Raw genomic sequence first — 26,344 nt, forward strand, 5'->3', positions numbered from 1 at the left:
ATGGGCACGACCCATGACCGCGAGCAGCACCCGGTCCGCCCCCGAGCCCCCCGCCCCGGAGCCGGCGGCCGCCGCAGCCCTGCCCGGCGCGGGCGCGTACCGGCGGCTCGGGGAGGTGCTTCCCGAGCTGCGGGTGCGGTGGGCGCCGCCGCGCAGCGGGCGGGGGTGGATCACGGGGGCGGCACTGGTGGCCGATCCGGCGGCGCTGCGGGAGCTGGTGGCGTACGACGCCCGCCAGGGACTGGCCCGCTACGGCCGGGCGCTGCGGCCGGACGTGGCGGCCGGCATCGCTCTGCACCGGTTCGTCTGGCCGGTCTCGCTGCTGTTCACCCTGCCGTGGTTCCTGGAGCGCCGGGTGCCGCTGCTCGCCCCGGCCGATGTGTCGATCCGCCGCAGCAGCGGTGAGCTGACGGTCCGTCCGGGCCCCTTCGTCCGCCTGCCCGGCGACCTGGCGGCCGCCATGACGCCCGCTGCCACCGCGGCCACCGCGGCCGCCGTGGCCCGGACGGTGGCCGACGGGGCGGCGCTGGCCGGTGAACTGCGGGCGGCGCTGGCGGACTTCCTGGCCCCGGTGCTGGCCGCGTTCCGCCCGGAGGTGCGGCGCGGGCCGCGGGTGCTCTGGGCGATGGCCACGGACGCGGTGGTGGAGGGCCTCTGGTACGCCGGCGGGCTGCTCGGCGAGGAGGAGCGCGCGCGCAGGGAGCTCACCGCGCTGTTCACCGCGGGCGGTTGCGGCACGCCGGAGTGCGCGCCCTTCACGCCCGGCGCCGGATTCACCGCTCCGGCGCCCGGCTCCCCGACGCGCATCGAACGCTCCGAGCGATGCCGGGCCAGCTGCTGCCTCGTCTACACCGCGCGGATCGAGGCGATGTGCGCGGGCTGCCCCCGCGTGGCACGCCGTTGAGCGAGGTCGGAGGCGGTCCGGTCGTCCACCGCGGTCCACCCGTCGCGGCCCCCGGAATTCCCACGTCCCCTTTTCCTGAATAAATATGACGATAAGAACTATCCCTCGCCAGAAATCCCCCGCCTCGGTGCATTGACAGGAAATCAGCCATTCCCCGGCCGGGCATCCGTCATGATGGTCCCCGCCATCACGACGCGGGGAATTGCGACGCAGGAAAGCGAGGCTGGTCCAGGCGATGAAATTGTCCGACATACCGCTTGGTTGGGCCGTCATCGGCGTTGCGGTGCTGCTGGCCGGCGCGCTCCTGGTGGCGCTGGCCCGGAGCCGGGGAGCCGCGAGCAGCGGGAAGGCCGCGGACTCCTGGGAGCGGGCCGAGGAACGGCGCCGCCGCAAGGAGTCCCTGTACGGCGGGGCCTCGTACACCCTGCTGTTCTGCTGCGCGGCCGTGGCCGCCGCGCTCTCCTTCCACGGCCTGGTCGGCTTCGGGGTGCAGAACCTCAACCTGTCCGGCGGCTGGGAGTACCTGGTGCCGTTCGGCCTGGACGGCGCGGCGATGTTCTGCTCCGTGCTCGCCGTCCGCGAGGCCAGCCACGGTGACGCGGCGCTCGGCTCGCGGCTGCTGGTCTGGCTGTTCGCCGGGGCCTCGGCCTGGTTCAACTGGGTGCACGCCCCGCGCGGCTTCGGCCACGCCGGCGCGCCGCAGTTCTTCTCCGGCATGTCGCTCTCGGCCGCGATCCTCTTCGACCGCGCGCTGAAGCAGACCCGCCGGGCCGCGCTGCGCGAGCAGGGGCTGGTCCCCCGCCCGCTGCCGCAGATCCGGATCGTCCGCTGGCTGCGCGCACCCCGCGAGACCTACGCCGCCTGGTCGCTGATGCTGCTGGAGAACGTCCGCAGCCTGGACGAGGCGGTGGACGAGGTCCGCGACGACAAGCGCGAGCGGGCCCGGGAGAAGGAGCGCCGCAAGCTGGCGGGGCGCCGCGAGCGGGCCGAGATCCGGGCGATCAACCGCACCAACAGCGTCTGGCGCCAGCGCGGCGGCGGTGTGCCCCCGACGGCGGCCCGGCAGCTGGAGTCCGGCCCGGAGTCCGCCATAGCCGCCGCTGCCACCGCCACCACCGACAGCGGTGGTGACGGCGCGGGCCCCGGACCGGAGCGGCCCGCCGTCGAGGGCACCGTCACCCAGCCCGGCCTGCCGGCCAGGCCCGAGCGGCGCACCATCGACCTCACGGCGGAGGAGGAGACCGTCCCGCTGCCCCGGCTGGAGGAGCTGGAGCAGCGGCTGAAGGACCTTCAGCGGCAGTTCGGCTGACGCCCCGGCGGCCGCGCTCCGGCCCTCACTCCCCGGGCGTCACACTCAGTTCGAACCACATCCGCTTGCCTGTCCCCCGGGGCTCCACGCCCCAGCCGTCAGCCAGCGCCTCGACCAGCATCAGCCCGCGCCCGGAGGAGGCCTGCTCCCCCGGCGTGCGGCGGGTCGGCCAGAGGTCCGACTCGTCCTCCACCTCGACCCGCAGCCGTGCCCGGCCGCCGTCCGCGGCCGGCTCCCGGTAGAGGCGGGCGGTGAACATGGCGTCCCGGTCGGTGTGCCGGATGGCGTTGGTGACCAGCTCGGAGGAGAGCAGCTCGGCGGTGTCGATCAGTTCGGCCACCCCCCAGCGGCGCAGCGCGTCGCGCAGCTCGGCGCGGACCTCGGAGATCCGGGCGAGGTCGGCCTGGCCGATCCGGCGGCGCAGCTGCTGGGCGGCGAGCCCGCCCTCGGGGCCGTCCCAGCGCAGCAGGAGCAGCGCTATGTCGTCCTCGCGCTCGCTGGAGTCGGCGGCCTGCGAGGCGATCCGGTCGGCGAGGTCGTCCAGCGGGTCGCGGCCGCTCTCGCGGGGGTCCGCGAGCGGTTCGGAGAGCACCGCGGTGAGCCGGGCGATGCCCTCGTCGAGGTCCATGCCGCGGGCCTCGACCAGGCCGTCGGTGCAGAGCAGCACGGTCTCGCCCGGGTCGAGGCTGAACCGGGTGACCCGGTACTCCTCGTCCGGCGCGATGCCGAGCGGCAGCCCGCCGGCCACCGGGACGGTGGTGGCGGTGCCGTCGCCGCGCCGCACCACCGGGTCGAGGTGGCCGGCCCGCACGGCGTAGACGACGCCGTAGTCGACGTTGACCTCGGCGTAGGTGCAGGTGGCGAAGTGGTCGGTGTCGAGGTCGGCGAGGAAGCGGGAGGCCCGGGCCATCACCGCGGCGGGCGGGTGGCCCTCGGCGGCGTAGGCGCGCAGGGCGATCCGCAGCTGGCCCATGATGCCGGCCGCGTGCACGTCGTGGCCCTGGACGTCGCCGATCACCAGGCCGACGTGGCCGCCGGGCAGCGGCACCACGTCGTACCAGTCGCCGCCGATCTGCAGGCCGGAGCCGGCCGCCAGGTAGCGGACGGCGGTGGTGACGCCCGGCACGGACGGCACGGTGCGCGGCAGCATGACGCGCTGGAGGCCGGCCGCGAGCTCGTGCTCGGCGTCGTGCAGCCGTGCCCGGGCCAGCGACTGGGCGACCAGGCCGCCGAGGGTGGAGAGCAGGGTGCGCTCGTCGGCGTCGAGCCGGCGGTCGTCGTCGAAGCTGACCACGCAGACGCCGATCGCCCGGCCGCTGGCGACCAGCGGCAGGAACGCCCAGGAGCTGCGGCTGGTGCGGCGGGCCTGCTCCCAGACGTCGGGGTAGCGCTCGCGGTACTCCTCGCGGCTGGCGCAGAACACCGGGGCGCGGCCGCGCAGCGCCTCGGCGGCGGGGTGGCTCGGCGGCAGCACCGAGCGGTCGTAGCCGGCCAGCTCGTCGGCGCGGTAGCCGGAGGCGCCGAGCATCTGCACCCGGCCGGCCTCGAAGGAGGCGAGCACCAGGCCGTCCGGCGGCAGACCGGGCAGTGGCAGCTCGGTGAACACCCGGGCGACGTCCCGCACGGTGACCGCCTCGGAGAGCGCGCGGGCGGCCTCCTTGATGAAGCGGGAGCGCTCCTCGCGTAGCAGGGCGAGCCGGTCGGCGCGGTCGCGCTTGTGCAGCTCGACGGTGGCGTCCCAGACGAAGCCGACCATCCGGGAGGCGCGGCCGAAGGCGTCGGCGAGGACCCGGCCGCGGAAACGGACCGCCCGCATGGCGCCGGTCGGGCCGACCGTGCGGTAGTAGGCGCCGCACTGGCCGAGCTCGGCGACGGCGCGTTCGACCCGGCGGCGCACCACGGGGGCGTCCTCGGGGTGGAGCAGGGACAGGAAGGAGGCGGAGGTGCGGTCGAAGCGGCCCTTGTCGGCGGCGTCGAGGCCGACGATGGTGCAGGCGCGCTGGTCGCCCTCCAGGATGTCGCGGCGGATGTCCCAGTCGAACGAGCCGATGCCGTTGGCGGCCATCGCGGGTTCCAGCCAGTCCGGCGTGGTGTCGCCCGGGGAGAGCGGCAGTCCGCCGGAGAGCATCGGCGCGAGCCGGCCGGCCGCCAGGCCGGGAGCGGTGCGCAGCGCGTGCCGCCGGGCCGCCTGCGCGGGGGGTCTGGCCCGCCCGGAGCCGGTCGTGGACGGACCGGAAGGAAGGGCCGGCCCCGGTGACTCGGACTCTGTGGGCATGCTGCTCCTGCCGCTGCCGTGACGGACCGCGCCGACCGTCCGGACGGGCCGCGTGGCGTCTGTGGGTGGTGCTCGACGGTCGCGCGCCGACGGGCGGTCAGTGGTCGAGGTGGTCCTTCCCCGCCGCCTCTCGCACGTGGGCACACATTCCCACCATCCTGGCCAATGTTCGGCCGAGCGGCAATGGCAACGGGCCGGAAATCTTCCCTTCCGCCTTCACTTCCGGGCATCGTTCGACAGCGAACAGTGCTCGTACGACAAACGGCGGCCGACCGGAACGGAGCAGGTCCGGGTGGTCTCAGCCGCCGACGGTGGCCAGCTCGAACCAGGTGACCTTGCCGTCGCCGCGCAGCTGGACGCCCCAGGAGTCGGCGAGCGCCTCCACCAGCAGCAGTCCGCGGCCGGAGGTGGCGTACGCGTCCGGGTCCCGGCGGCGGCCGGGCAGCCGGGCGGTGCCGTCCTGGACCTCGATGCGCAGCCGCTGGTCGCCGGTGAGCACCGCGTCGAAGACCGCGCCCTGGCCGGTGTGCTGCAGCGCGTTGGTGACCAGTTCGGAGGTGAGCAGCTCGGCGGTGTCGGCCAGCTCGGGCACGCCCCACACACCGAGCGCGGCGCGCAGCCGGCGGCGGACCGCTCCGACGCCGACCAGGTCGGCGGCCTCCAGCGCCAGGTGGAGCCTGCGGTTGAGCGCGCACCCCGGCGCCGGTACGCCCGGCCGGGTGACGCCCGCCGCGCCGACCGCGTTCGCGGGGCCGGCCGTGCCCGCCGGGGCGCCCTGGCCGGTACCGGTCACCCGGAAGGCTCCCCCCGAACTCGTCCGCTGCCGCGGGAATCGCGACTGACCGTCCATCACCCTGCCCCCGCCCTCGTTCCTGGCCGCCGGTCCGGATCCCCCGCCGGTCGGTCGGCCCCCTTGGTACTGACCAATCATCCTCATGCCCAGCTTTCGGCATTTGGAACAGTGCCCAGGCGATCACCTGGGGTGAAAGGGGCACGAGGCGCTTCACGTGATCCAACCGGCCGCGCCGGACGGGTTTGCGAAGCGTACGGGCGGTTTTCGACCTCCGGCGGCGCCGCGCCGGTCCGCCGACGGGCCGATCGCCACGGGAGCGGCAAGGCTGGACAGGGCGGGCGGCTCCGGGTTCAATGGCCGGAGATGTTTGAACGCCGTTCTAACAGCCTTCACCCCCCTCTCCCGGCGACCGCGAGCGAGGAACCGTGCGACTGACCCCCACCGAGCGGGACCGGCTGCTGATCTTCACAGCAGCCGAGCTGGCCCGCGCCCGCCGCGCCCGAGGCGTCCGCCTCAACATCCCCGAGGCGACCGCGCTGATCGCCGACACCGTCTGCGAGGCCGCCCGGGACGGCCGGCGCCTCGCCGAGGCCATCGAGGCCGGCCGCTCGGTGCTCACCGCCGACGACGTGCTGCCCGGTGTGCCCGACGTGGTCACCGTGGTCCAGGTCGAGGCGGTCTTCGACGACGGCACCCGCCTCGCCGTGGTCAACGACCCGTTCCGGGGCGCCGGCTCGCTCGGCGACGAGGCCCCCGGCGGCGCGCTGCTCGGCGACGGCGCCGGCTACGACCCGGTCGAGGAGACCGTCGTCGTGCCCGTCCACAACACCTCCGGGGTGCCGATCTCGGTCACCTCGCACTTCCACTTCTTCGAGGCCAACCCGCGCCTCGCCTTCGACCGCGCCGCCGCCTACGGCACCCACCTGGCGATCCCGGCCGGCTCCTCGGTGCGCTTCGACCCGGGCGCCACCGTCGACGTCGGCCTCGTCCCGATCGGCGGCGAGCGGGTCGCGATCGGCTTCGCCGGCCTGGTCGACGGCCCGCTGGACGCCCCCGGCGCCAAGGAGGCCGCGCTGGCCAAGGCCCGCGCCACCGGCTACCTCACCCACTTCGACGACGCGGAGGTCGAGTCGTGACGTCCATCACCCCCCACGACTACATCTCCGTGCACGGCCCGCGCGCCGGCGACCGGATCCGGCTCGGCGACTCCGGGCTGATCGTGCGCGTGGAGTCCGACTCCCAGGCGCCGGGCGACGAGTTCCTGGCCGGCTTCGGCAAGACCGCCCGCGACGGCCTGCACCTCAAACCCGCCGCCGTCCGCGACACCTGCGACGTGGTGATCAGCAACGTCCTGGTGATCGACGCGGTTCAGGGCATCCGCAAGACCTCGATCGGCCTGATCGCCGGGCGGATCGCCTCGATCGGCCGGGCCGGCAACCCCGACACCATGGACGGCGTCGACGTGGTCGTCGGCACCGGGACCACGATCGTCTCCGGCGAGGGCATGATCGCCACCGCCGGCGCCATCGACACCCACGTCCACCTGCTGTCGCCTCGCATCATGGAGGCCTCGCTCGCCTCCGGCGTCACCACGATCATCGGCCAGGAGTTCGGCCCGGTCTGGGGCGTCGGCGTCAACTCGCCGTGGGCCCTGCGGCACGCCTTCAACGCCTTCGACGCCTGGCCGGTCAACATCGGCTTCCTCGGCCGCGGCTCCTCCTCCGACGAGGCCCCGCTGATCGAGGCGCTGGCCGAGGGCGGCGCCTCCGGGTTCAAGGTGCACGAGGACATGGGCGCCCACACCCGCGCCCTGGACACCGCGCTGCGGGTCGCCGAGGAGTACGACGTCCAGGTCGCCCTGCACACCGACGGCCTCAACGAGTGCCTCTCCGTCGAGGACACCCTCAAGGTGCTGGAGGGCCGGACCATCCACGCCTTCCACATCGAGGGCTGCGGCGGCGGCCACGTGCCGAACGTGCTCAAGATGGCGGGCGTGCCGAACGTCATCGGCTCCTCCACCAATCCCACCCTGCCGTTCGGCCGGGACGCGCTGGGCGAGCACTTCGACATGATCGTCTCCGCCCACGACCTCAAGACCGACCTGCCCGGCGATGCCGCGATGGCCCGCGACCGCATCCGGGCCGGCACGATGGGCGCCGAGGACGTCCTGCACGACCTGGGCGTCATCGGCATCACCTCCTCCGACGCCCAGGGCATGGGCCGCGCCGGCGAGACCGTGCGCCGCACCTTCGCCATGGCCGGCAAGATGAAGGCCGAGTTCGGCCCGCTCGACGGCGGCTTCGGCACGGTCGAGAGCGGCGACGACAACGAGCGCGTGCTGCGCTACATCGCCAAGCTCACCATCAACCCCGCCATCGCCCACGGCCTCGCCCACGAGGTCGGCTCGATCGAGATCGGCAAGCTCGCCGACATCGTGCTGTGGCGCCCGGACCACTTCGGCGCCAAGCCGCAGCTGGTCCTCAAGGCGGGCTTCCCCGCCTACGGCGTGGTCGGCGACCCCAACGCCTCCACCGACCGCTGCGAGCCCCTGGTGCTCGGCCCGCAGTTCGGCGCGCACGGCGCCACCGCCGCCGACATCTCGGTGGCCTTCGTCGCCCAGGCCGCCGCCGACGCCGCCTACCTCGACCGCCCCGCCGACGGCCTGCCCACCCGGCGCCGGCGCGTCGGCGTCCGGAACACCCGCGGCATCGGCCCGCGCGACATGGTGCGCAACGCCCGGACCGGCCACGTCGAGGTCACCGAGACCGGTCTGGTCTCGCTCGACGGCGCCCCGCTGCGCTCCGAGCCGGCCGACAGCGTCTCGCTCAGCCGCCTCTACTTCCTCTGACCCTCCCCGCCCCACCGAAGGACGCCGCGATGACCACCCCCACCCCCGCCTCGCTCGGCTACCGGATGCCCGCCGAGTGGCACCCGCACGAGCGCACCTGGATGGCCTTCCCGACCGACAACCCGACCTTCGACACGCCGGAGCACCTGCACGCGGCGCGCGAGGCCTGGGCGAACGTCGCCGACACCATCGTCCGGTACGAGCCGGTCACCCTGGTCGTGAACACCGGTGAGACCGCGGAGGCCCGCAAGTACGTCTCCGACGAGGTCGAGATCGTCGAGCGCCCGCTGAACGACGCGTGGATGCGCGACATCGGCCCGACCTTCCTGGTCGACGGCGAGGGCGGGCTGGCCGCCACCGACTGGATCTTCAACGGCTGGGGCGCGCAGTCCTGGGCCCGCTGGGACAAGGACCAGCACATCGCCGAGCACATCGGCGAGCTGACCGGGGTCCAGCGGTTCGCCTCCCGGCTGATCAACGAGGGCGGCGGCATCCACGTCGACGGCGAGGGCACGGTGCTGGTCACCGAGACCGTCCAGCTGGGCGAGGGCCGCAACGCCGACTGGACCAAGGAGGAGGTCGAGGCCGAGCTGCACGCCTTCCTCGGCACCACCAAGGCGATCTGGCTGCCGCGCGGGCTCACCCGCGACTACGACGAGTTCGGCACCCGCGGGCACATCGACATCGTCGCCTCCTTCGTCCGCCCCGGCGTCGTCGTCGCCCACGTCCAGCCGGACCCGGCCCACCCCGACCACGAGGTGTGCCGGGAGCTGGTCGCGATCCTGCGGGCGTCCACCGACGCCCAGGGCCGCCCGCTGGAGGTCGTCGAGCTGCCCGCCCCCACCGTCCTGCTGGACGAGGAGGGCGAGCCGGTCGACTACTCGTACATCAACCACTACGTGGCCAACGGCGCCGTGGTGCTGTGCGCCTTCGACGACCCGCGCGACCAGGAGGCCGCCGCCGTCCTGGCCGAGGCCTACCCCGGCCGCACGGTCGAGCTGGTCGACGCGCGCGAGATCTTCGCCAACGGCGGCGGTATCCACTGCATCACGCAGCAGCAGCCGAAGGCCTGACCCGCCGGGCTTCCCGGTCCCGGCGCTACCGGGTCGCTACCGGTGGTACCTCCCCAGGTCGTCGGTGGTGAGTCCGTGGGAGCTGTGCATCGCGATCGAGCTGTAGGAGGAGCGGAGGGCCCTGAGCTGGGCCAGCCGCTCCTGCTCGGCCAGCACCCCGTCGAGGTTCTCGGTCGGGCCGTTGTGGCGCCGGTGCAGGTACACCGCCAGGCCGGTCACCAGGACAGCGAGACCGGCGAACAGGGCGATCATCGTGGCCATGGCCACCCCCTCGGGGGTCGGGAACGTCCTGGCTGGTTCGTACCCGCAGGAGCGGGGTGCCGAACCGAGGTTCGTCCCGTTCCGTGGCCCGCCGGCCACGGTCGGTATCGTGGAGGCCCCGTGAGCCTGGAGGAGCAGCACCGATGGCCGACGCCCGCCCGCGCCGACCGGCCCGCCCCCGCGAGGAGGTCTTCGCCACCGCGCGCGCCGCGATCGCCGAGCACGGGCTCGCCAAGCTCACCATGGCCGGCCTCGGCAAGCAGCTCCAGATGAGCGCCGGGCACCTGCTCTACTACTTCGGCAGCAAGGACCAGCTGCTGCTGGAGACCCTGCGGTGGAGCGAGGAGCAGCTCGGCGCCCGCCGCCGGACGGTGCTCGCCGAGCGCGGCAGCGACGTCCGGCGGCGGCTGGCGGAGTACACCGCGCTCTACCTGCCGGAGGGCCCGGGGGACCCGCGCTGGATCCTCTGGGTCGAGGTGTGGGGGCGCTCCCCCGCCAGCGAGGAGCTGCGGCAGGGGCAGCTGGAGATCGAGGCGCCCTGGCAGGCCGACCTGGTCGCGCTGATCGAGGAGGGCACCGCCGTCGGCCACTTCGCCCCGGGCGACGCCACCGAGCGCGCCATCCAGATCCGCGCCCTCCTCGACGGCCTCGCCGTCCCCCTGGCCCTCGGCCTCCCCGGCGCCGACCGCCCCCGCGCCCACCACCTCGCCACCACCGCCTGCACCACCCTCCTGGGCCCCACCAAAGCCTGACCGTCGGCCCGGGCCGCCCGGCACCTCGGCAGAGAACGGCGAAACCCCGCCCCTGGCCCCAGGCCGCCCGCACTCCGGCACGGAACGACGACCCCTGCCACCCCGGCCCCACCCCGCCGGGAAAACGGCGATCCCCACCACCCCTACCCCGCCCGCACTCCGGCACGGAACGGCGAGCCCCTGCCATCCCGGCCCCACCCCGCCAGGGAAACGCCGATCCCCACCACCCCTACCCCGCCCGCACTCCGGCACGGAACGGCGAAACCGCACCACCCCAGCCCCACCCCGCCGGGAAAACGCCGATCCCCACCACCCCTACCCCGCCCGCACTCCGGCACGGAACGGCCAAACCGCACCACCCCAGCCCCACCCCGCCAGGGAAACGCCGATCCCCACCACCCCTACCCCGCCCGCACTCCGGCACGGAACGGCCAAACCGCACCACCCCGGCGGGGTCGGCAAACCCCGCCGCCCGACCCCGCTCCACGCCCCGCTAGGAAGCGACCCCGGCACGCGCCGAACGCCGCACCTCGGCCCCTCCCCGAGGGGCTGACGAACCCAGCACCCCGCCCCGCCGGCACTTTGGCAGGGGATGGCGCAACCCCGCCCTCACCACCTCACCCCGCACGCATTCCGGCAGTGAACCGCGAGACCCCACTTCCCGGAGGCGGGGTCTCGGGCACCCCGCCACCACTCCCGGTGGCGGACCGGGCAGCCGTCCCAGCCCCCCGACTGCCCCGGTTGTGGGCCGGAAGGGATTGGTGGCGGGTGGTGAGTGCGGCTGTAGGCGGAAGCCGGCCGTGCCGCCGCCGAAGGCTGGCGGCACGGCTGAGCGGGGGGCTGGCCGCCGCCGGAGGCTGGCGGCCGGGAGTGGCCGAAGGCCGGAGGCTGGCGGCCGGGAGTGGCCGAAGGCCGGAGGCTGGCGGCACGGCTGAGCGAGGGCCGGCCGCCGCCGAAGGCCGGAAGGCGGCCAGGGGCGGGTGGCTTGGGGTCGCTACTCGGTCCAGATGGCGGCGGCGGTGCGGTCGTCGGTGTAGCCCTTGGCGCGGACCTGAACCTGGCGGAGGAAGTCGACGGTGCCCGGGGGCAAGGGGTGGGCCCAGTGGGAGGCCAGGAAGTGGGCGACGGCCGGTTCGTCGGCGACCGGGCGGGACAGGCCGGCGGTGCAGAGCAGCAGGATGTCGCCCGGGGTCGCCGGGACCATCCGGAAGCGGAACGGGCGCGGGTCCGGCGCCGGGGTCTCCGGGACCGGCGGCTGGCCGTCGGGCTGGTGCAGCAGCCGGGCCGCGTAGGCGTCGATCCAGTGACCGGAGCGCAGCAGGTACAGCCCGCCCGGCCCCACCCCGAACGCCGCCCGGTAGCCGGCGTCCGGGTCGAGGGAGACCAGCAGACAGTGCAGCGAGGCCGGGGACGGCTCGGCGTCCGCGCCGGCCGCCGCGTTCTCCGGTGCCAGGGCGCGGAGCGGGGCGACGGCGCTCAGCGCGAGCCGCTGGAGGCCGTAGCGGAGCCGGTCGCGGGCGCCGTCGCGCAGGTCGGCGGCCAGGCCCTCGCGGCTGCGGCCGACCGCGCCGGCGAGCTGGCGGCAGGCCTCGGCCGCCGCGGTGGCGATCTGCTCCGCGCCGGGTCCCGCGTGGTCGAAGCCGCCGAGCACCGCGAGCAGCAGGCCGTCCGTTCCCTCGCCGAACCGGGTGACCAGCAGCGAGTCGCGGCGGGGCTCGCCCCGGTAGCGGGCGGAGTCGCCGCGCACGGAGACCGCCCGCAGGGTGGTGCCGGCGTACTGGGCGCCCTCCAGCACGGTGTCGGCGACGACGCCGCCCAGTGAACCGGGGTCGGCCTCGGGCACGGCGGTCGGCTCGGGACCGTAGGTGGGCGGGCGCTCGCCGACGTGCGGCACGGCGGGCTCGGCCTCGACCCGCCCGGGCCGGGGGGCCGGACGCGGCGCGGGCGCCTCGACGGCCACCGGTTCGGGCTCGGGCTCAGGCTCGACGACGGGTGCGACCTCGATGACCGTCGGTTCCGGCTGCGGCTCCGGTTCCGGCTCCGGAACCGACGCGGCCACGGGCTTGGAGCGCGGTTCGGGCACCCGGGCGTCCGCCGCCCAGGAGGGGGCCGGGAAACGGTGCGTCTCGTCGGCCGCCGGAACGTCAACCGGCACCTCGGCCGCCCGGGGCTGCGGGGCGATCACCCCGACGGCGGTGTCGAACCAGTCGTCGATGCTGTCCCGCTCCAGCACCGCCTCCTCCGCCTCCGCCACCGCCTCCTCGGCGGGCGCCTCCGCGGGCGCGTCCTCGGGAGCGCTCCGCTGCTGCCCGATGAGGCCGGCCGCCGTCTCGAACCAGTCGTCGACGCTGCCCTCCCCCGACTCGGCGTCCGGGGTGTCGGGGAGGGTGCCCGCCGGGCCCGCGTAGACCGTGTCCCACCAGCCGTCGTCCGGCCGGTGCTGCTGCTGCGCGGGTGCACCCTGCTTGGTCATCTGGCGGCTCCTGGTCGCTGGCTCGACGTCATTGTCCCCAAGCACGAGGACGCTGTCCGGGTTTCGACGACAACCGCGCGCACATCGGCCGATATCGATCACCGGGTTCGCTGCCCGTTTCGTTTCCGTTCCTCCCACAGTCGACCGAACCGCCCGGACCAGGGCGTTTCCGGGGTATTACGGAGGCTCCGCGGCCGAAAATCGGGACCGAGGAGGGGGCTCGCTTCACTCGTTCGGCTGATTAAATGTGCGCATGACCGCGTCGGCCCCCAGCAACCCCCGACCGGGGAGGGCCGCACTCGCGGTCCGCCCGGTGGGCACGCTGTGGATCCTGCTGCTGGTCGGGCTGCTGACGGCGCTGCCCTGCACGGCGCACGCCAAGGCGGTCACGGCCGAGCGGCCGGTCTTCCCGGTGGCCGTCCCGGCCGGCCCGCTGGTGGGCCCCCCGGCCGCTCCGGCGGCCGACGCCGCCGCGCCCGGCGCTCCGGACGGCAACGCCGCCACCGGTCCGGCCACCGCGCCGCAGACCCTCGGCGACCGGATCCGCGCGGAGAGCCACCGGCACTGGACCTGGTGCTCGGTCGACGGCGACCCGCCGCACCGCAACAACGGCTGCTCCAGCCACCTGTACTGCGCCCAGGACGCCCAGCTCCCCAACCCGCCGCCGCAGCACCAACCCGCGGCGGCGCCCCTGACGGAGGCCCCCGAGGCACTGCCCCGGGTGGTGCCCGCCGGGCTGCTGGTCGGCCCGCACCCAGCGCCCGACCTGCACGAACTCCAAGTACACCGGTCCTGAGCGGAACCCGCCGCCGGCCCCGGCCCTCCCCGCCGACCAGCGCGTCGCCGGGCGGACGGGACCGACGGATCCGCCCCTTCCCGCCACTTCTTTCAGACCGCCGCGCCCGATGCGCGGCGGGGACAAGGACACCACATGGGTTCCGCCTCCAAGCAGACGTCGAACAAGGCGCAGAGCAACAAGCCCAGTGCCAAGCAGGCGAGCAACGACCGCCGCGCGCGGATCGCCGAGCTGCGCGCCGCCGAGCAGCGCCGTGACCGCCGCAACAAGATCATCGCCGGCTCGGTCGCCGGCGTGCTGGTGATCGCGGCGATAGCCACCGGCACCTGGATCGTGGTCGACGCCAACAAGGACAAGAAGGCCAAGGAGGCCGCCGCCGCGGCCCCGATCGACGGCGTGCAGACCTTCGGCGACCTGAGCCGCAACCACGTCAAGGAGAAGGTCACCTACCCGCAGACCCCGCCGGTCGGCGGCGACCACAACGCGATCTGGGCGGACTGCATGGGCACCGTCTACGACCAGCCGGTCGAGAACGAGCGCGCCGTCCACTCGCTGGAGCACGGCGCGGTCTGGGTGACTTACAACGGCAAGGCCACCCCGGAGGACATCAAGACCCTCTCGGAGAAGGTCAAGGCCACCCCGTACTCGCTGATGAGCCCGTACCCGGACGAGCAGGGCACCATCACCCTGAGCGCCTGGTCGACCCAGCTCACCGTGGACAGCGCCACCGACCCCCGGGTGAACCAGTTCTTCACCAAGTACGTCCAGGGCAAGCAGACCCAGGAGCCGGGCGCCTCCTGCTCGATGGGGTCGATGTGACCGCCGCCGAGGAGCACCCGGAGCGCGCCGAGCACGCGGAGCACCCGGAGGACGCCGCGGCGGAGGCGGACCGCGCGACCTCGCGCCGGCGGATCTGGTGGCCGGCCGCGCTGGCCGCCGCGCTGGCCCTCGCGCTCGGGGTGCCGGCCCTGGTGGCGGGCGGGACGTCCGCCTCCGGGACCTCCTCGGTCAGCGCGCCGGCCGACGACTCGCCCGAGGCCGGGTTCGCCCGCGACATGTCGACCCACCACCAGCAGGCGGTGGACCTGTCGTTCATCGTCCGTGACCGGACGTCGGACGAGCCGACCCGCACCCTGGCCTTCGACATCATCAACACCCAGGCCAACCAGCGCGGCATGATGATGGGCTGGCTCGACCAGTGGGGGCTCACCCAGCACTCCGCGGCCAAGCCGATGGCCTGGATGACGATGGGCGGCCACGGCCACGGCGCCGACTACCAGGCGCACGACGGCTCGCTGATGCCCGGCATGGCCACCACCACGCAGCTCACCAAGCTCCGTTCGCTGAACGGGCGGGACGCCGAGGTGTTCTACCTGCAGCTGATGCTGGAGCACCACAAGGGCGGCGTGGAGATGGCCCAGGGCTATGTCGACATGGCGAGCAACGCGACGGAGAAGCGGCTGGCGCAGTCGATGGTGAACGGGCAGACCTCGGAGATCGGGCTGATCACCGACATGCTCAAGGATCGCGGCGCCGCCCCCGGCGTGCCCGCCTCCTGATCCGAACTCCCGGCATCCGAGCCCCCGCATCCGGGCACCCGACGGCCGGGGCGGTGGACGGTTCATTCCGTCCACCGCCCCGGCCGTTTCCGTGTCCTCAGCGGTGCCGCACCGGCCGGGCGAGCACCACCGCGAGGGCCGCGACGGCGGCCAGCGCCAGCAGCACCGCGCGGCCACCCGACACCGGCCCGGCCAGGTGGACGCCGAGCACCGGCAGCGCGGTGCCGAGCGCCGTCCCGAGGCTGCGGGCCATGTTGACCATGCCGCCGCCGACCGCCGAGCACTCGGCCGGGATCGCCCGCATCACCAGCGCGTTGTTGGCGGGCAGCAGCAGCCCGAGCCCGCCGCCGGCCACCAGCAGCGGGAGCGCCAGGGCGAGCGCGGGGGCGCCCGCGGCGGGCAGCAGCGCGCAGCCCAGCAGTCCGGCGCCGGCCAGCGCCGCGCCGAAGCGGCAGCGGGCGACGTCCGACCAGCCGCGCGGCAGCAGCGCGCCGCCGGCCGTCGCGGCCACCGCGAACGCGGCCGGGAGCAGGGTGATCACCAGGCCGGCCCGCCCGGTCGACAGGCCCGCCTCGGCGAGCAGCACCGGGCCGAGCACCAGCGGGCAGAACAGCAGCAGGTAGCCGATCAGCGAGACGGCCAGGCCGGGGCGGACCCCGGGGGTGTTGACCAGGCCGGGGGCGAGGATCGGCCGGGTGGCGCGACGCTCCTGGCGGACCAGGCCGAGCCCGCAGAGCACGGTGGCGAGCAGCAGGGCGGCCACCGCCCAGCCGGGCAGCGGCAGGCCGGAGGCGGCGGAGAGCGCGAGCAGCAGCGCGGTGGTGGAGCCGGCGAGCAGCAGCAGGCCGGCCAGGTCGAAGCGCCCGCCGTCCGGTTCGGGCCGCACGGCCCGGCGCGGGCTCGGTACCGGGGCGGCGTCCGGGCGGCGGGTCCGGGGCAGCAGGAACCAGCCGGCCAGGATGCCCGCCAGGGCGATCGGCCCGTTGATCCAGAACACCCAGCGCCAGGAGGCGTGCTCGGCCAGCAGCCCGCCGAGGCCGGGCCCGAGCGCCAGGCCGAGGCCCTGGGCAGCGGCCTGGATGCCGAGCGCCCGGCGCATCGCGTGCTCGGGCACGCCCCGGGCGACCAGGGCGACGCTGTTGGCCTGCATCATCGCGCCGCCGACGGCCTGCACGGCCCGGCAGGCGACCAGGGTGCCGAGGCCGCCGGCGAACCCGGCGGCGAGCGAGGCGAGGCCGAAGACGGCGAACCCGGCGATGTACACGGTCTTGCGGCCGACCAGGTCGGAGAGCCGGCCGATCGGTGCGAGCAGCGCCACCAGGACCAGCAGGTAGGCGAGGGCCACCCACTCGACGGCGGCGAAGCCGGTGCCGAAGTGGCGCTGGAGCGCCGGGTAGACGAGGGCGGTGATGCCGGCGGTCAACTGGCCGAGGAAGGCGCCGAGGCAGACGGTGCCGACGGCGAGCCAGTGGGCGTGCCGCCAGCCGGCTATGCCGCGTGGCCGGGCGCGCTCGGTGAGCAGCCGGGCGGTGAGAGTCGACGCCGCGTTCATACGAGGAAATATATCGGATACAGATATGTTCTCTCTACGATCTGATCTGCGTGCGACCGGTCCGTCACGGAGCGGTGCCGGTCGTCCCCGACCCGTCCCGGGCGGTCGGGCGGCGTCGGAACCAGGCGCTACGCTGTCGGCCATGCCGTCGTCACCGTCTGTTCCCGAACCCGCTGCCGGTCCGCAGGCCGTGGAGCCGGCGGCGATCGAGCGCGCCCGGCGGCTCACCGACGCGGTCACCCGGCTGCGCCGGGCACTGCGCAGCAGCATCCGCACCGACTACCCGTGGGAGTCCCTGCCGATGGCGCAGGTCGAACTCCTCCAGACGCTCGCCGCCGCCCCGCTGCGGGTCGGCGAGCTGGCCGCCCGCCAGCGGCTCGCCCCCAACACCGTCAGCGGTCTGGTCGGCAAGCTGCTGGACGCCGGGTTCGTCGACCGCCAGACCGACCCCGGGGACCGCCGCACCGCGCGGATCGCGCTCACCCCGGCCGGGCGGCTCCAGCTCGACGACTGGCAGCGGGCCCACGAGCGGCGGATCGCCACCGCGCTCGACACCCTCTCCCCCGCCGACCGCGACGCCGTGATGCACGCGCTGCCCGCCCTGGAGAACCTGGCCCGCGCGCTCGCCGAGCCGGCGGGCGGCTGACCGGCGGGGCCGGCCTGAGCCATCAGGCCGGGGAAAACCGGTACCGGGCCTGGTACGCGTCCGGCTACCGTCCCGCCATGGACCCCGCGCTGCTCCGTCTCGAACCCTGGACCGACGCCGACCTCGCCCTGCTGCGGCTGGTCAACACCCCGGAGATGCGTGCACACGTCGGCGGTCCGGAGGACGAGGAGCGGACGCTGCTGCGGCACCGGCGCTACCTGGACTTCGTCCCCTCCGGCACCGGCTGCATGTACCGCGTCGTGCTGGAGCCGGAAGGGGTGGCGGTCGGCACCGTCGGCTACGCCGAGCGCACCTGGCGGGGCGGGACCGTCTACGAGATGGGCTGGAACGTCCTGCCGCCGTACCAGGGCCGGGGCATCGCCGCGGTCGCGGCACGGGCCGCGGTGGAGGCCGCCGCCCGCACCGCCCGCCACCGGTACCTGCACGCCTTCCCCTCGGTCGGCAACCCGGCCTCCAACGCCGTCTGCCGCCGGGCCGGCTTCACCCTGCTCGGCGGGACGGACTTCGAGTTCCCGCCCGGGCGGTGGATGCGCAGCAACGACTGGCGGGTGGACCTGCGGGGGCTCCCGGCCGGCTGACCGGGAGCGCCCGAAGGCTCCGCCCCGGGGCTCAGAACAGCGAGGTGCCGCGCTCCAGGTCGAGCAGCCAGCGCTTGCGGTCGACGCCGGCGGCGAAGCCGGTGAGCGCGCCGTTGGCGCCGAGCACCCGGTGGCAGGGGCGGATGATCAGCAGCGGGTTGGCGCCGACCGCCCCGCCCACCGCGCGCACCGCGCGCGGGGACTCACCGGCCAGGTCGGCGAGCTGCCCGTAGGTGACGGTCTCGCCGTAGGGGATCTTGTCGAGGGCGGCCCAGATCCGGCGGCGGAACTCGGTGCCGACCGGGGCGAGCGCCAGGTCGAAGCCGGTGCGCTCGCCCGCGAAGTACTCGGTGAGCTGGGTGACCGGCTCCGTGAGCGCCTCCGGGTCGTGCACCCAGTCGTCGGCGGGTTCGGCGAGCGCGTACCGCTGGCCGGGGGCGGTGACGGTGGCCAGTCCGGCCGGGCCGCCGCCGTCCGGGACGATGCCGCTGAGCATCAGCCGGCCGAACGGGCTCTCCAGGTAGGTGAAGACGGTGGTGCTCATGCTGCGGTGTTCTCCGTTCCGGTGCTGGGGTCTGCGGCCGGGCCCGCCCAGAGGCGGTGCACGGCGTAGGAGCGCCAGGGGGCCCAGGTCCCGGCCGCGAGGGCGGCGGACTTCGGGTCCCCCGGGGCGCCGAGCCGGAGCAGTCCGTGCTTGACGCCGATGTCGCTCGGGAGGAAGACGTCGGGGTCGGCGAGGGCGCGCATCCGCAGGTATCCGACGGTCCACGGGCCGATGCCGGGCAGGGCGAGCAGCTGCGCGGCCGCCTCCTCGCGGTCGACGCCACCGTCGAGGCGGACCACGCCCTCCGCGAGGGCGGCGCACAGGCCGGTGAGGGCGCGGCGCCGGGCGGCCGGCATCGCGAAGTCCTCCGGGTCGGCGGTCGCCAGGGCGGCGGCGGTCGGGAAGAGCAGCCGCAGCCCGCCGTCGGGCTCGGGCAGCGCGGTGCCGTACTTCTCGGCGAGCCGGCCGGCCAGGGTGCGGGCCGCGCCGACGGTGATCTGCTGGCCGAGGACGGCGCGCACGGCCAGTTCGTGCGGGTCGACGTGGCCCGGCGAGCGCAGTCCGGGACGGGCCCTGACCAGCGGGCCGAGCAGCGGGTCGGCGCCGAGCTGCTCGTCGACCGCGACCGGGTCGGCGTCCAGGTCGAACAGGACGCGCAGGCGCTGGACGGAGGTCGGCAGGTCGCGCAGGTCGGTGAGGAGCAGCCGGCAGTCGAGCCAGCCGCGGGTGGCCGGCTCGCCGGGGGCGAGGCCGTCCACCTCGGCGATGCCGTGGCCGTACGGGAGCGCCAGGGTGCGGCGGTAGGTGCGCACGCCGGGGCGCGGTCCCGGGACGACCTCCTCCACGCCGGGGACGGCGCGCAGGGCGAGGAAGTCGATCAGGTGGTCGCTGTCCAGGGCGCCCCGGTAGGCGAGCCGCAGCGCGAGGCCGCCGGCCGGCGTGCCGGTGCGGCGCCCGGCGGTGACCTCGGCGCGCAGCCCGCTGGGGGTGCGGTCGTAGACCTCGCGGACGGTGTCGTTGAACTGCCGCACCGAGGCGAAACCGGCGGCGAAGGCGATGTCGGTGACCGGCAGCTCGGTGGTCTGGAGCAGCAGCCGGGCGGTCTGGGCGCGGCGGGCGCGGGCGAGCGCGATCGGGCCGGCGCCGAGTTCGGCGGTGAGCTGGCGCTGGAGCTGGCGGGAGCTGTAGCCGAGGCGGTGGGCCAGGCCGGCCACGCCCTCGCGGTCCACCACACCGTCGCCGATCAGCCGCATCGCCCGGCCGACCAGGTCGGCGCGGTGGTTCCATTCGGGCGAGCCGGGGACGGAGTCGGGGCGGCAGCGGCGGCAGGCCCGGAAGCCGGCGCTCTGCGCGGCGGCGGCGCTGGGGTAGAAGGTGCAGTTGACGCGCTTCGGGGTCACGGCCGGGCAGCTCGGCCGGCAGTAGATGCCGGTCGAGGTGACGGCCGTGAAGAAGACCCCGTCGAAGCGGGCGTCCCGGCTGTCCACGGCGCGGTACCGGATGTCGTCGTCGATCACGCTGTCCAGTCTGCGGCACCCGGCGGCCCTCGACTGGCGGGAATCGGACATGGGCGTCGCGGGCCGCCCCGGACGGAAAATCGCGCGCCCGCACGCCCGCCGGCCGGATACCCTGCGCACGGCCCCACCCCCGCCCGCCGCCGAACCCGAGGAGACCCCGTGTCCGAGCAGCCCTACACCGGCCCGGACGACCCCCGGGTCGCCGCGCTGCGGGTCGAGGAGTTCGGCTTCCCGGGACCGCTGCGGGACCGGCTGGTCGACGCCGTGCTGTCCGGCGCCAAGACCAGCACCACCGGCCTGCTCGCCGAGTACCAGCGGGAGGGCGAGCCGCTGCCGGAGGTCGGCGGACGCGGGGCGGTGATCGACTCGGCCGGGCGGATCGTCGCGGTGACCGAGACCGCGCAGGTCCGGGTCGTCCCGCTCGGCGAGGTCGACCTGCGGCACGCCCTCGACGAGGGCGAGGGGTACACGTCGGTCGCCGAGTGGCGGGCCGGGCACGAGCGCTTCTGGCACAGCGAGGAACTGCGCGCGGCGCTCGGCGACCCGGGGTTCACCGTCGACGACGGCACGGCCGTCGTCCTGGAGCGGTTCCGGCTGGTGGCCGGCTTCCGCTGACACACCGTTGGGGTGCCGGCCGGCGGCGGGGCCGCCCCGCCGCCGGCCGGCCGGTCGTCATCGCTTCACGGGACCACCCGCCGCACGCATCGACTTGTTGATGGTCTTCCACTTCTTCAGCCGGGCCGAGGCCAGCCGGGCGTCCGAACGGGAGGCGATCCAGTCGTTCTCCCGCTGGAGCTTGCGGTAGCTCTCCATCCGGCGTTCCGGCAGCGAGCCGTCCGCCAGGGCCGCCCGCACCGCGCAGCCGGGCTCGCTGTCGTGGTTGCAGTCGTGGAAGCGGCACCGCTCGGCCAGCTCCTCGATGTCGGCGAAGGCGAGCGCCACGCCCTCGCCGCCGTAGAGGCCGACCTCGCGCAGGCCGGGGGTGTCGATCAGCACCCCGCCGCCGGGCAGCGGGACGAGCTCGCGGGTGGTCGTGGTGTGCCGGCCCTTCTGGTCGCCGGCGCGGGCCGCCTGGACGGCCATCACGTCGACCCCGGCGAGCACATTGGTCAGGGTGGACTTGCCGACGCCGGACTGGCCGACCACGGCGGTGGTGCCGGGCGTGCAGGCGCGCAGCACGTCGATCCCCTCCCCGGTCTCGGCGCTGACCACCAGCACGGTGACGCCGGGCGCGGCGGCCTCGACGTCGGCCCGGATGAAGTCGGCGTCCTCGACCAGGTCGGCCTTGGTGAGCGCGACCAGCGGCTCGGCGCCGGACTCCCAGGCGAGCGCGAGGAAGCGCTCGATCCGCCCGAGGTCGGGCTCGGCGGCGAGCGAGGCGGCGACCACCACGGTGTCGACGTTGGCGGCGAGCACCTGGCCGTCGGAGCGCTTGCCGGCCACCTTGCGGATGATCGCGGTGGAGCGCGGCAGCAGCGCCGCGACCGTCGGCATGGGCAGCCCGGCCGAGAGGTCGACGGCGGCCCAGTCACCGGTGCACGGGCAGTTGATCATGTCGGCGTCGCCGACCGGCCGGGTGTCGGCGCGCACGGTGCGCAGCTCTCCGGTGCCGGGATCGATGAGGACGGCGTCGCACTGGCCGCGGTCGACCCGGACGATCCGGGCGGCGACCAGCCCGGCCTCGGCGAACGGCGTGAAGAGCTCGTCGAGCTGGGCCGTCCAGCCGTAGCCGGCCAGCGGCGAGGCGTCGGAGCCGTCGAGGTGGTGGGAGAAGTCGGAAACGGAGGCAGCGTTGAACAACGCAGTGGGCCCTTCGGGAGGAAAGTGATCCCGCCGGGCTGCTGCGGCTGCGTGCGCGAAGGGCTACGTCAGCCGGCGGCCGGCAGGGAGAGGGGGATGAGGGCGCTGCCCAGGGCAGCCGTCATGACAGTCGTGGTCACGGGGCTCACCTCCTGCTTTCTCTCCTCGGCGCGGCGCCGACGCCGCCCGAACCGGACGCTCACACGCTAGCGGCCCGGCCCCACCCTGCCAACAGGTTTTTCACCTGCGCCTTCTCCCCCGGGTGTTCCCCGCCGGGCCTCACCGCTGGTCCCACGGCGGGCGCGGGGGGCGGGTCGGCAGGGGGTACTCGGGGGGCGGGGCGGTCGGGCGGTCGCTGTCCGGCGGGGGCGGGGCGGGGCGGTGGTGCGGGCCGCCGCCGCGGGCGGTGAGGCGGCCGCGGACGTTCTCGGCGGCGAGCACGTCGGCCCACCGCTCGGGGTACTCGGAGGGCACCTCGGCGTCCTCGCCGTCGTCCTCCCAGTACTCCTCCTCCCCGCCCTCGGCGAGGCCCAGTTCGCGCGCCCGCCGGGCCCGCTCGACGGCGCGCCGGGCGGCCACCTCGCGGACCACCGCGGCGGCCGCCTCCTCGTGGGCGCGCTCGACCTCGGCGCGGGCGTCGGCGGTCTCCAGGGTGGGCCAGCGGCGGTCTATGGCCGCGTTCATGGCGGCGCCGATGAGCACCGCGAGCGCCACCACGAAGATCCACAGCAGCACGGCCACCGGCGCGGCCAGCGAGCCGTACACCGAGTGGCCCTCGATCGAGCTGACCAGGTAGAGCCGGAGTGCCACGCTGCAGAAGACCAGCACCACCAGCGCGACCAGGGCGCCGGGGATGTCCTCGCGCCAGGGCGTGGAGACCGGCACCGCCAGGTGGTAGAGGGTGGTCAGCGAGACGATCAGCAGCAGGATCGCGAACGGCCAGTAGGCGGCGTTGAGCAGTCCGGCGCTCTCCGGCACCGCGTTGGTCACCAGTTCCGGACCGGCCATCAGCAGCGGCAGCACCAGCGAGCCGATCACCAGCGCGCCGAGGTAGAGGCCGAGCGACATCGTCCGGGTCTTGACGATGCCGCGCCGGCCGTCCAGCCCGTACATCACGGTGATGGTGTCGATGAAGATGTAGAGCGCCCGGGATCCGGACCACAGCGACAGCAGGAAGCCGATCGAGATCAGGTCGGGCCGGGTCTGGTCGAAGACCTGCTTCAGCAGCGGCTGGACCACCTGCGTGATGGAGGTGTCCGAGAGGACCGTGCCGGCCGCCTTGACGATGTCGGCCTTCAGCTTGTCGATGGTGCCGGCGCCGAGGAAGTCGTCCAGGTAGCCGAGTGTGCCGGCCAGGCAGAGCAGCAGCGGCGGGATGGAGAGGAGGGTGAAGAACGCCGCCTCCGCGGCGAGTCCGGTGACCCGGTACTCGACGCAGGTGTTGGTGGTGTCCTTGACCAGGGCCCAGGCGGTGCTCCGCCAGGTGACCTGCTTGGTCGCCCGCCGGGAGCCCTTGCCCCGACGCCGGGAGGGCCGCTCGGGGTTCGGTCTGATCGTTTCGCCTGCTGCTTGCACAGGGGTAACGGTATCGGGCCGGGACCGGTCGGCGGTTCTTCCGGGTCCGGGCGCCGCGTGGACGGTCGGCGGGGCCCCGATCGGCGGGAGCGGCGGGAACGCTCCAGCATCTCATGATTCGAAACCAGGGCATCCAGAATACGGACGTTAGTGGACCGCGAGTCGTGCGCCGTGCGAATCTCTTGCCATGCCGAGCGCCGGAACCACCCTAGTAGGTCGACTGCACGTCGATCTCCTTCGCGTGTCCAGCGCCATCTGTCCGGTGACCTGAGCCCGACCCCGCCGTCTTCCACCGCACCCGGCGCCACCTCCCCCGCCATCCCCGCTGAAGCGGATGCGCAGGCGCCCGCCCGGCCACCGCGACTGCTCTCCCGGCCTTGAGAAATCCGCAGGTCACAGCAGTACCGCACCGCCGAGCACGCCCAGCGACCAACCCGGCGTCAGAGCCACCTGCCCCGAAGGACTTCACCATGGCCACCACCCCCGAGACCGCCGAGCCCACGGCCGAGAGCGCCCCCGCGCGCCGCCCCGCCGCCGCTCGCAAGGTGACCCGTCACCGCGGCGAGGGCCAGTGGGGCATGGGTCACCACACCCCTCTGAACGCCAACGAGCAGTTCAAGAAGGACGACGACGGTCTCAATGTGCGGACACGTATTGAGACGATCTACGCGCACCGGGGCTTCGACTCGATCGACCCGGCGGACCTGCGCGGCCGGATGCGCTGGTGGGGTCTGTACACCCAGCGCAAGGAGGGCATCGACGGCGGCAAGACCGCGATCCTGGACCCGCACGAGCTCGACGCCGAGTACTTCATGCTCCGCGTCCGGATCGACGGCGGCCGGCTGACGGTCGCCCAGCTGCGCGCCGTCGCCGAGGTCTCCGAGCAGTACGGCCGCAACACCGCCGACCTGACCGACCGCCAGAACGTCCAGTACCACTGGATCCGGATCGAGGACGTCCCGGCGATCTGGCAGAAGCTGGAGGCCGTCGGCCTGTCCACCACCGAGGCCTGCGGCGACACCCCGCGCGTCATCCTCGGCTCCCCGGTGGCCGGCATCGCCGAGGACGAGATCATCGACGGCACCCCCGCCATCGAGGAGATCCAGCGCCGCTTCATCGGCAACAAGGACTTCTCCAACCTGCCGCGCAAGTTCAAGTCCGCCGTCTCCGGCTCCCCGCTGCTGGACGTCGCGCACGAGATCAACGACGTCGCCTTCGTCGGCGTGGTCCACCCCGAGCACGGCCCCGGCTTCGACCTCTGGGTCGGCGGCGGCCTGTCCACCAACCCGAAGCTCGGCGTCCGGCTCGGCGCCTGGGTGCCCCTCGACGAGGTCGCCGACGTCTACGGCGGCGTCATCGGCATCTTCCGCGACTACGGCTACCGCCGGCTGCGCAACCGCGCCCGGCTGAAGTTCCTGGTCGCCGACTGGGGCACCGAGAAGTTCCGCCAGGTGCTGGAGGACGAGTACCTCAAGTACAAGCTGATCGACGGGCCCGCCCCGCAGGAGCCCGGCGGCCGCTGGCGCGACCACGTCGGCGTGCACCGGCAGAAGGACGGCAACTACTACGTCGGCTTCGCGCCGCGGGTCGGCCGGGTCGACGGCCGGCTGCTCGGGAAGATCGCCGACCTCGCCGAGGCGCACGGCAGCGACCGGCTGCGCACCACCGCCGAGCAGAAGATGCTCGTCCTCGACGTCGCCGAGGACCGGGTGGAGTCGCTGGTGGCCGGCCTGGAGGCGCTGGACCTGCGGGTCACCCCCTCGCCGTTCCGCCGCGGCACCATGGCCTGCACCGGCATCGAGTACTGCAAGCTCGCCATCGTCGAGACCAAGGAGCGCGGCCGCACGCTCATCGACGAGATGGAGAAGCGGCTGCCGGACTTCGACGAGCCGCTGACCATCAACATCAACGGCTGCCCCAACGCCTGCGCCCGCATCCAGGTCGCGGACATCGGTCTCAAGGGCCAGCTGGTGACGGACGACCAGGGCAACCAGGTCGAGGGCTACCAGGTGCACCTGGGCGGCGCGCTCGGCCTGGAGGCCGGCTTCGGCCGCAAGGTCCGCGGCCTCAAGGTCACCAGCGAGGGCCTGCCCGACTACGTCGAGCGGGTGCTGACCCGGTACCGGGAGGACCGCACCGAGGGCGAGCGCTTCGCGCAGTGGGCGGCCCGGGCCGGCGAGGAGCAGCTCTCGTGAGCGAGCGAGCGGCACCGTTCTTCTGCCCGTACTGCGGGGACGAGGACCTGCGCCCGTCGGAGGCCGGGCACGGCGCCTGGGAATGCCACGGCTGCCGCCGGGCCTTCCAGCTGAAGTTCCTCGGCCTGCTGTCACCGACCAACGGGGGTAACCAGAGTGACCGGCACGACGACTGACCACGAGGAGCTGGCCACCCGGGCCGGCCGGGAGCTGGAGGAGGCCACCCCGCAGGAGATCCTGGGCTGGGCCGCCGACACCTTCGGCAAGCGCTTCTGCGTCACCTCCTCCATGGAGGACGCGGTCGTCGCCCACCTGGCCTCCTCGGTCCTCCCCGGCGTGGACGTGGTCTTCCTGGACACCGGCTACCACTTCCCCGAGACCATCGGCACCCGGGACGCGGTGGCGGCGACCATGCCGGTCAACGTCATCACGCTCACCCCGGCGCTGACCGTGGCCGAGCAGGACGCCCGGTACGGGCCGCGGCTGCACGACCGCGACCCGGACCTGTGCTGCTCGCTGCGGAAGGTCGAGCCGCTGAACCGCGGCCTCGGCGGCTACGACGCCTGGGCCACCGGACTGCGCCGCGACGAGTCCCCGACCCGCGCGAACACCCCGGTGGTCGCCTGGGACGCCCGGCGCCGCAAGGTCAAGATCGCCCCGATCGCCCGCTGGACGCAGGAGGACGTGGACGCCTACGTCAACGCCCACGGCGTGCTGCTCAACCCGCTGCTGTGGGAGGGCTACACCTCGGTCGGCTGCTCCCCGCTCTCCTGCACCCGCAAGCCGGGCGAGGGCGAGGACGCCCGGGCCGGCCGCTGGTCCGGCTCCGGCAAGACCGAGTGCGGCATCCACCTCTAGACCCGACCCACCGTC

The 26,344-nt window shown here is 74.6% G+C and carries 25 protein-coding genes; 16 read left to right on the forward strand and 9 right to left on the reverse strand.

Annotated features, from left to right (window positions below):
• Positions 1-13 precede the first annotated feature (13 nt).
• The gene (locus ABTX81_RS12760; protein WP_350543747.1) at positions 14-904 is read left to right on the forward strand and encodes a (2Fe-2S)-binding protein; all 891 of its coding nucleotides are present in this window, start codon (positions 14-16) and stop codon (positions 902-904) included.
• Between the two features lie 235 nt (positions 905-1,139).
• Positions 1,140-2,213 carry a DUF2637 domain-containing protein gene (locus ABTX81_RS12765; RefSeq protein WP_350543749.1) on the forward strand — a complete coding sequence of 358 codons (1,074 nt, stop codon included), beginning with the start codon at positions 1,140-1,142 and terminating at the stop codon, positions 2,211-2,213.
• 25 nt (positions 2,214-2,238) lie between these two features.
• Here the strand turns inward: ABTX81_RS12765 and ABTX81_RS12770 are convergent, their stop codons facing one another.
• On the reverse strand, positions 2,239-4,488 hold the full coding sequence (locus tag ABTX81_RS12770) for an ATP-binding SpoIIE family protein phosphatase (RefSeq protein WP_350543751.1): 2,250 nt from the start codon (positions 4,486-4,488) through the stop codon (positions 2,239-2,241).
• Positions 4,489-4,786: 298 nt separating this feature from the next.
• Entirely contained in the window at positions 4,787-5,281 is a 495-nt protein-coding gene (locus ABTX81_RS12775; protein WP_350543753.1) for an ATP-binding protein, read from the reverse strand.
• Between the two features lie 425 nt (positions 5,282-5,706).
• On the opposite strand from ABTX81_RS12775, the gene ABTX81_RS12780 reads away from it, so the two are divergent.
• The 3 genes from ABTX81_RS12780 to ABTX81_RS12790 are packed head-to-tail and all read left to right on the forward strand — an operon-like array spanning position 5,707 to position 9,202.
• On the forward strand, positions 5,707-6,417 hold the full coding sequence (locus tag ABTX81_RS12780) for an urease subunit gamma (RefSeq protein ID WP_350543755.1): 711 nt from the start codon (positions 5,707-5,709) through the stop codon (positions 6,415-6,417).
• Entirely contained in the window at positions 6,414-8,129 is a 1,716-nt protein-coding gene (locus ABTX81_RS12785; RefSeq protein WP_502892764.1) for an urease subunit alpha, read from the forward strand. The genes ABTX81_RS12780 and ABTX81_RS12785 overlap by 4 nt, the downstream gene beginning before the upstream one ends.
• 29 nt (positions 8,130-8,158) lie before the next feature.
• Positions 8,159-9,202 carry an agmatine deiminase family protein gene (locus tag ABTX81_RS12790; protein ID WP_350543757.1) on the forward strand — a complete coding sequence of 348 codons (1,044 nt, stop codon included), beginning with the start codon at positions 8,159-8,161 and terminating at the stop codon, positions 9,200-9,202.
• A gap of 36 nt (positions 9,203-9,238) precedes the next feature.
• On the opposite strand, the gene ABTX81_RS12795 is transcribed toward ABTX81_RS12790, so the two are convergent.
• Positions 9,239-9,463 (reverse strand): hypothetical protein, encoded by a 225-nt coding sequence (locus ABTX81_RS12795; protein WP_350543759.1) that lies wholly within the window; start codon positions 9,461-9,463, stop codon positions 9,239-9,241.
• 143 nt (positions 9,464-9,606) lie between these two features.
• Here ABTX81_RS12795 and ABTX81_RS12800 point away from each other — a divergent pair, with 143 nt between their 5' ends.
• Positions 9,607-10,215 carry a TetR family transcriptional regulator C-terminal domain-containing protein gene (locus ABTX81_RS12800; RefSeq protein ID WP_350543761.1) on the forward strand — a complete coding sequence of 203 codons (609 nt, stop codon included), beginning with the start codon at positions 9,607-9,609 and terminating at the stop codon, positions 10,213-10,215.
• Positions 10,216-11,209: 994 nt separating this feature from the next.
• Here the strand turns inward: ABTX81_RS12800 and ABTX81_RS12805 are convergent.
• Positions 11,210-12,688, reverse strand: coding sequence for a PP2C family serine/threonine-protein phosphatase (locus tag ABTX81_RS12805; RefSeq protein ID WP_350543763.1), 1,479 nt, complete (start codon positions 12,686-12,688; stop codon positions 11,210-11,212).
• Positions 12,689-12,941: 253 nt separating this feature from the next.
• Between ABTX81_RS12805 and ABTX81_RS12810 the strand changes: the two genes are divergently transcribed.
• From ABTX81_RS12810 to ABTX81_RS12820, 3 genes are all read left to right on the forward strand, one after another.
• The gene (locus tag ABTX81_RS12810; RefSeq protein WP_350543765.1) at positions 12,942-13,484 is read left to right on the forward strand and encodes a hypothetical protein; all 543 of its coding nucleotides are present in this window, start codon (positions 12,942-12,944) and stop codon (positions 13,482-13,484) included.
• A 135-nt stretch (positions 13,485-13,619) separates the two neighbouring features.
• Positions 13,620-14,303 (forward strand): thioredoxin-like domain-containing protein, encoded by a 684-nt coding sequence (locus ABTX81_RS12815; protein ID WP_350543767.1) that lies wholly within the window; start codon positions 13,620-13,622, stop codon positions 14,301-14,303.
• A 92-nt stretch (positions 14,304-14,395) separates the two neighbouring features.
• A complete protein-coding gene (locus tag ABTX81_RS12820) occupies positions 14,396-15,043 on the forward strand; it encodes a DUF305 domain-containing protein (protein ID WP_502892771.1) in 648 nt (215 codons plus the stop codon).
• A gap of 97 nt (positions 15,044-15,140) precedes the next feature.
• Here ABTX81_RS12820 and ABTX81_RS12825 read toward each other — a convergent pair whose 3' ends face one another.
• Positions 15,141-16,595 carry an MFS transporter gene (locus ABTX81_RS12825; protein ID WP_350543769.1) on the reverse strand — a complete coding sequence of 485 codons (1,455 nt, stop codon included), beginning with the start codon at positions 16,593-16,595 and terminating at the stop codon, positions 15,141-15,143.
• Between the two features lie 142 nt (positions 16,596-16,737).
• Here ABTX81_RS12825 and ABTX81_RS12830 point away from each other — a divergent pair, with 142 nt between their 5' ends.
• Positions 16,738-17,241 carry a MarR family winged helix-turn-helix transcriptional regulator gene (locus tag ABTX81_RS12830; RefSeq protein ID WP_350543771.1) on the forward strand — a complete coding sequence of 168 codons (504 nt, stop codon included), beginning with the start codon at positions 16,738-16,740 and terminating at the stop codon, positions 17,239-17,241.
• Positions 17,242-17,318: 77 nt separating this feature from the next.
• On the forward strand, positions 17,319-17,840 hold the full coding sequence (locus tag ABTX81_RS12835; protein WP_350543773.1) for a GNAT family N-acetyltransferase: 522 nt from the start codon (positions 17,319-17,321) through the stop codon (positions 17,838-17,840).
• Between the two features lie 31 nt (positions 17,841-17,871).
• Here ABTX81_RS12835 and ABTX81_RS12840 read toward each other — a convergent pair whose 3' ends face one another.
• Both ABTX81_RS12840 and ABTX81_RS12845 read right to left on the reverse strand, forming a co-directional pair.
• A complete protein-coding gene (locus ABTX81_RS12840; protein ID WP_350543775.1) occupies positions 17,872-18,384 on the reverse strand; it encodes a methylated-DNA--[protein]-cysteine S-methyltransferase in 513 nt (170 codons plus the stop codon).
• Positions 18,381-19,952 carry a DNA-3-methyladenine glycosylase 2 family protein gene (locus tag ABTX81_RS12845; protein WP_350543777.1) on the reverse strand — a complete coding sequence of 524 codons (1,572 nt, stop codon included), beginning with the start codon at positions 19,950-19,952 and terminating at the stop codon, positions 18,381-18,383. The genes ABTX81_RS12840 and ABTX81_RS12845 overlap by 4 nt, the downstream gene beginning before the upstream one ends.
• 156 nt (positions 19,953-20,108) lie before the next feature.
• Here ABTX81_RS12845 and ABTX81_RS12850 point away from each other — a divergent pair, with 156 nt between their 5' ends.
• Complete coding sequence (locus ABTX81_RS12850) at positions 20,109-20,516, forward strand: ASCH domain-containing protein (RefSeq protein ID WP_350544149.1); 408 nt, start codon at positions 20,109-20,111, stop codon at positions 20,514-20,516.
• 57 nt (positions 20,517-20,573) lie between these two features.
• On the opposite strand, the gene rsgA is transcribed toward ABTX81_RS12850, so the two are convergent.
• Both rsgA and ABTX81_RS12860 read right to left on the reverse strand, forming a co-directional pair.
• Positions 20,574-21,701: a ribosome small subunit-dependent GTPase A gene (gene rsgA, locus ABTX81_RS12855; protein WP_350543779.1), complete on the reverse strand. Its 1,128-nt coding sequence runs from the start codon at positions 21,699-21,701 to the stop codon at positions 20,574-20,576.
• Positions 21,702-21,980: 279 nt separating this feature from the next.
• Positions 21,981-23,276: a YihY/virulence factor BrkB family protein gene (locus tag ABTX81_RS12860; protein WP_350543781.1), complete on the reverse strand. Its 1,296-nt coding sequence runs from the start codon at positions 23,274-23,276 to the stop codon at positions 21,981-21,983.
• 187 nt (positions 23,277-23,463) lie between these two features.
• Here ABTX81_RS12860 and ABTX81_RS12865 point away from each other — a divergent pair, with 187 nt between their 5' ends.
• The 4 genes from ABTX81_RS12865 to ABTX81_RS12880 all read left to right on the forward strand — a co-directional run bounded on the left by ABTX81_RS12865 (position 23,464) and on the right by ABTX81_RS12880 (position 26,329).
• A complete protein-coding gene (locus tag ABTX81_RS12865) occupies positions 23,464-23,547 on the forward strand; it encodes a putative leader peptide (protein WP_310593185.1) in 84 nt (27 codons plus the stop codon).
• A 199-nt stretch (positions 23,548-23,746) separates the two neighbouring features.
• Positions 23,747-25,471 carry a nitrite/sulfite reductase gene (locus ABTX81_RS12870; RefSeq protein WP_350543783.1) on the forward strand — a complete coding sequence of 575 codons (1,725 nt, stop codon included), beginning with the start codon at positions 23,747-23,749 and terminating at the stop codon, positions 25,469-25,471.
• The gene (locus ABTX81_RS12875) at positions 25,468-25,647 is read left to right on the forward strand and encodes an eL43 family ribosomal protein (protein ID WP_350543785.1); all 180 of its coding nucleotides are present in this window, start codon (positions 25,468-25,470) and stop codon (positions 25,645-25,647) included. Before ABTX81_RS12870 ends, ABTX81_RS12875 begins: the two co-directional genes overlap by 4 nt.
• The gene (locus tag ABTX81_RS12880) at positions 25,628-26,329 is read left to right on the forward strand and encodes a phosphoadenylyl-sulfate reductase (RefSeq protein ID WP_350543787.1); all 702 of its coding nucleotides are present in this window, start codon (positions 25,628-25,630) and stop codon (positions 26,327-26,329) included. Before ABTX81_RS12875 ends, ABTX81_RS12880 begins: the two co-directional genes overlap by 20 nt.
• Positions 26,330-26,344: the final 15 nt, after the last annotated feature.

This window comes from Kitasatospora sp. NPDC097605, from assembly GCF_040302725.1.
Classification (GTDB): Bacteria; Actinomycetota; Actinomycetes; order Streptomycetales; family Streptomycetaceae; genus Kitasatospora.

Coding starts and splice junctions, on each gene's coding strand:
- ABTX81_RS12760 (WP_350543747.1), top strand. CDS start 14: ATGACCGCGAGCAGCACCCGGTCCGCCCCCGAGCCCCCCGCCCCGGAG.
- ABTX81_RS12765 (WP_350543749.1), top strand. CDS start 1,140: ATGAAATTGTCCGACATACCGCTTGGTTGGGCCGTCATCGGCGTTGCG.
- ABTX81_RS12770 (WP_350543751.1), bottom strand. CDS start 4,488: ATGCCCACAGAGTCCGAGTCACCGGGGCCGGCCCTTCCTTCCGGTCCG.
- ABTX81_RS12790 (WP_350543757.1), top strand. CDS start 8,159: ATGACCACCCCCACCCCCGCCTCGCTCGGCTACCGGATGCCCGCCGAG.
- ABTX81_RS12795 (WP_350543759.1), bottom strand. CDS start 9,463: ATGGCCACGATGATCGCCCTGTTCGCCGGTCTCGCTGTCCTGGTGACC.
- ABTX81_RS12800 (WP_350543761.1), top strand. CDS start 9,607: ATGGCCGACGCCCGCCCGCGCCGACCGGCCCGCCCCCGCGAGGAGGTC.
- ABTX81_RS12805 (WP_350543763.1), bottom strand. CDS start 12,688: ATGACCAAGCAGGGTGCACCCGCGCAGCAGCAGCACCGGCCGGACGAC.
- ABTX81_RS12810 (WP_350543765.1), top strand. CDS start 12,942: ATGACCGCGTCGGCCCCCAGCAACCCCCGACCGGGGAGGGCCGCACTC.
- ABTX81_RS12815 (WP_350543767.1), top strand. CDS start 13,620: ATGGGTTCCGCCTCCAAGCAGACGTCGAACAAGGCGCAGAGCAACAAG.
- ABTX81_RS12825 (WP_350543769.1), bottom strand. CDS start 16,595: ATGAACGCGGCGTCGACTCTCACCGCCCGGCTGCTCACCGAGCGCGCC.
- ABTX81_RS12830 (WP_350543771.1), top strand. CDS start 16,738: ATGCCGTCGTCACCGTCTGTTCCCGAACCCGCTGCCGGTCCGCAGGCC.
- ABTX81_RS12835 (WP_350543773.1), top strand. CDS start 17,319: ATGGACCCCGCGCTGCTCCGTCTCGAACCCTGGACCGACGCCGACCTC.
- ABTX81_RS12840 (WP_350543775.1), bottom strand. CDS start 18,384: ATGAGCACCACCGTCTTCACCTACCTGGAGAGCCCGTTCGGCCGGCTG.
- ABTX81_RS12845 (WP_350543777.1), bottom strand. CDS start 19,952: ATGTCCGATTCCCGCCAGTCGAGGGCCGCCGGGTGCCGCAGACTGGAC.
- ABTX81_RS12865 (WP_310593185.1), top strand. CDS start 23,464: ATGCCGAGCGCCGGAACCACCCTAGTAGGTCGACTGCACGTCGATCTC.
- ABTX81_RS12870 (WP_350543783.1), top strand. CDS start 23,747: ATGGCCACCACCCCCGAGACCGCCGAGCCCACGGCCGAGAGCGCCCCC.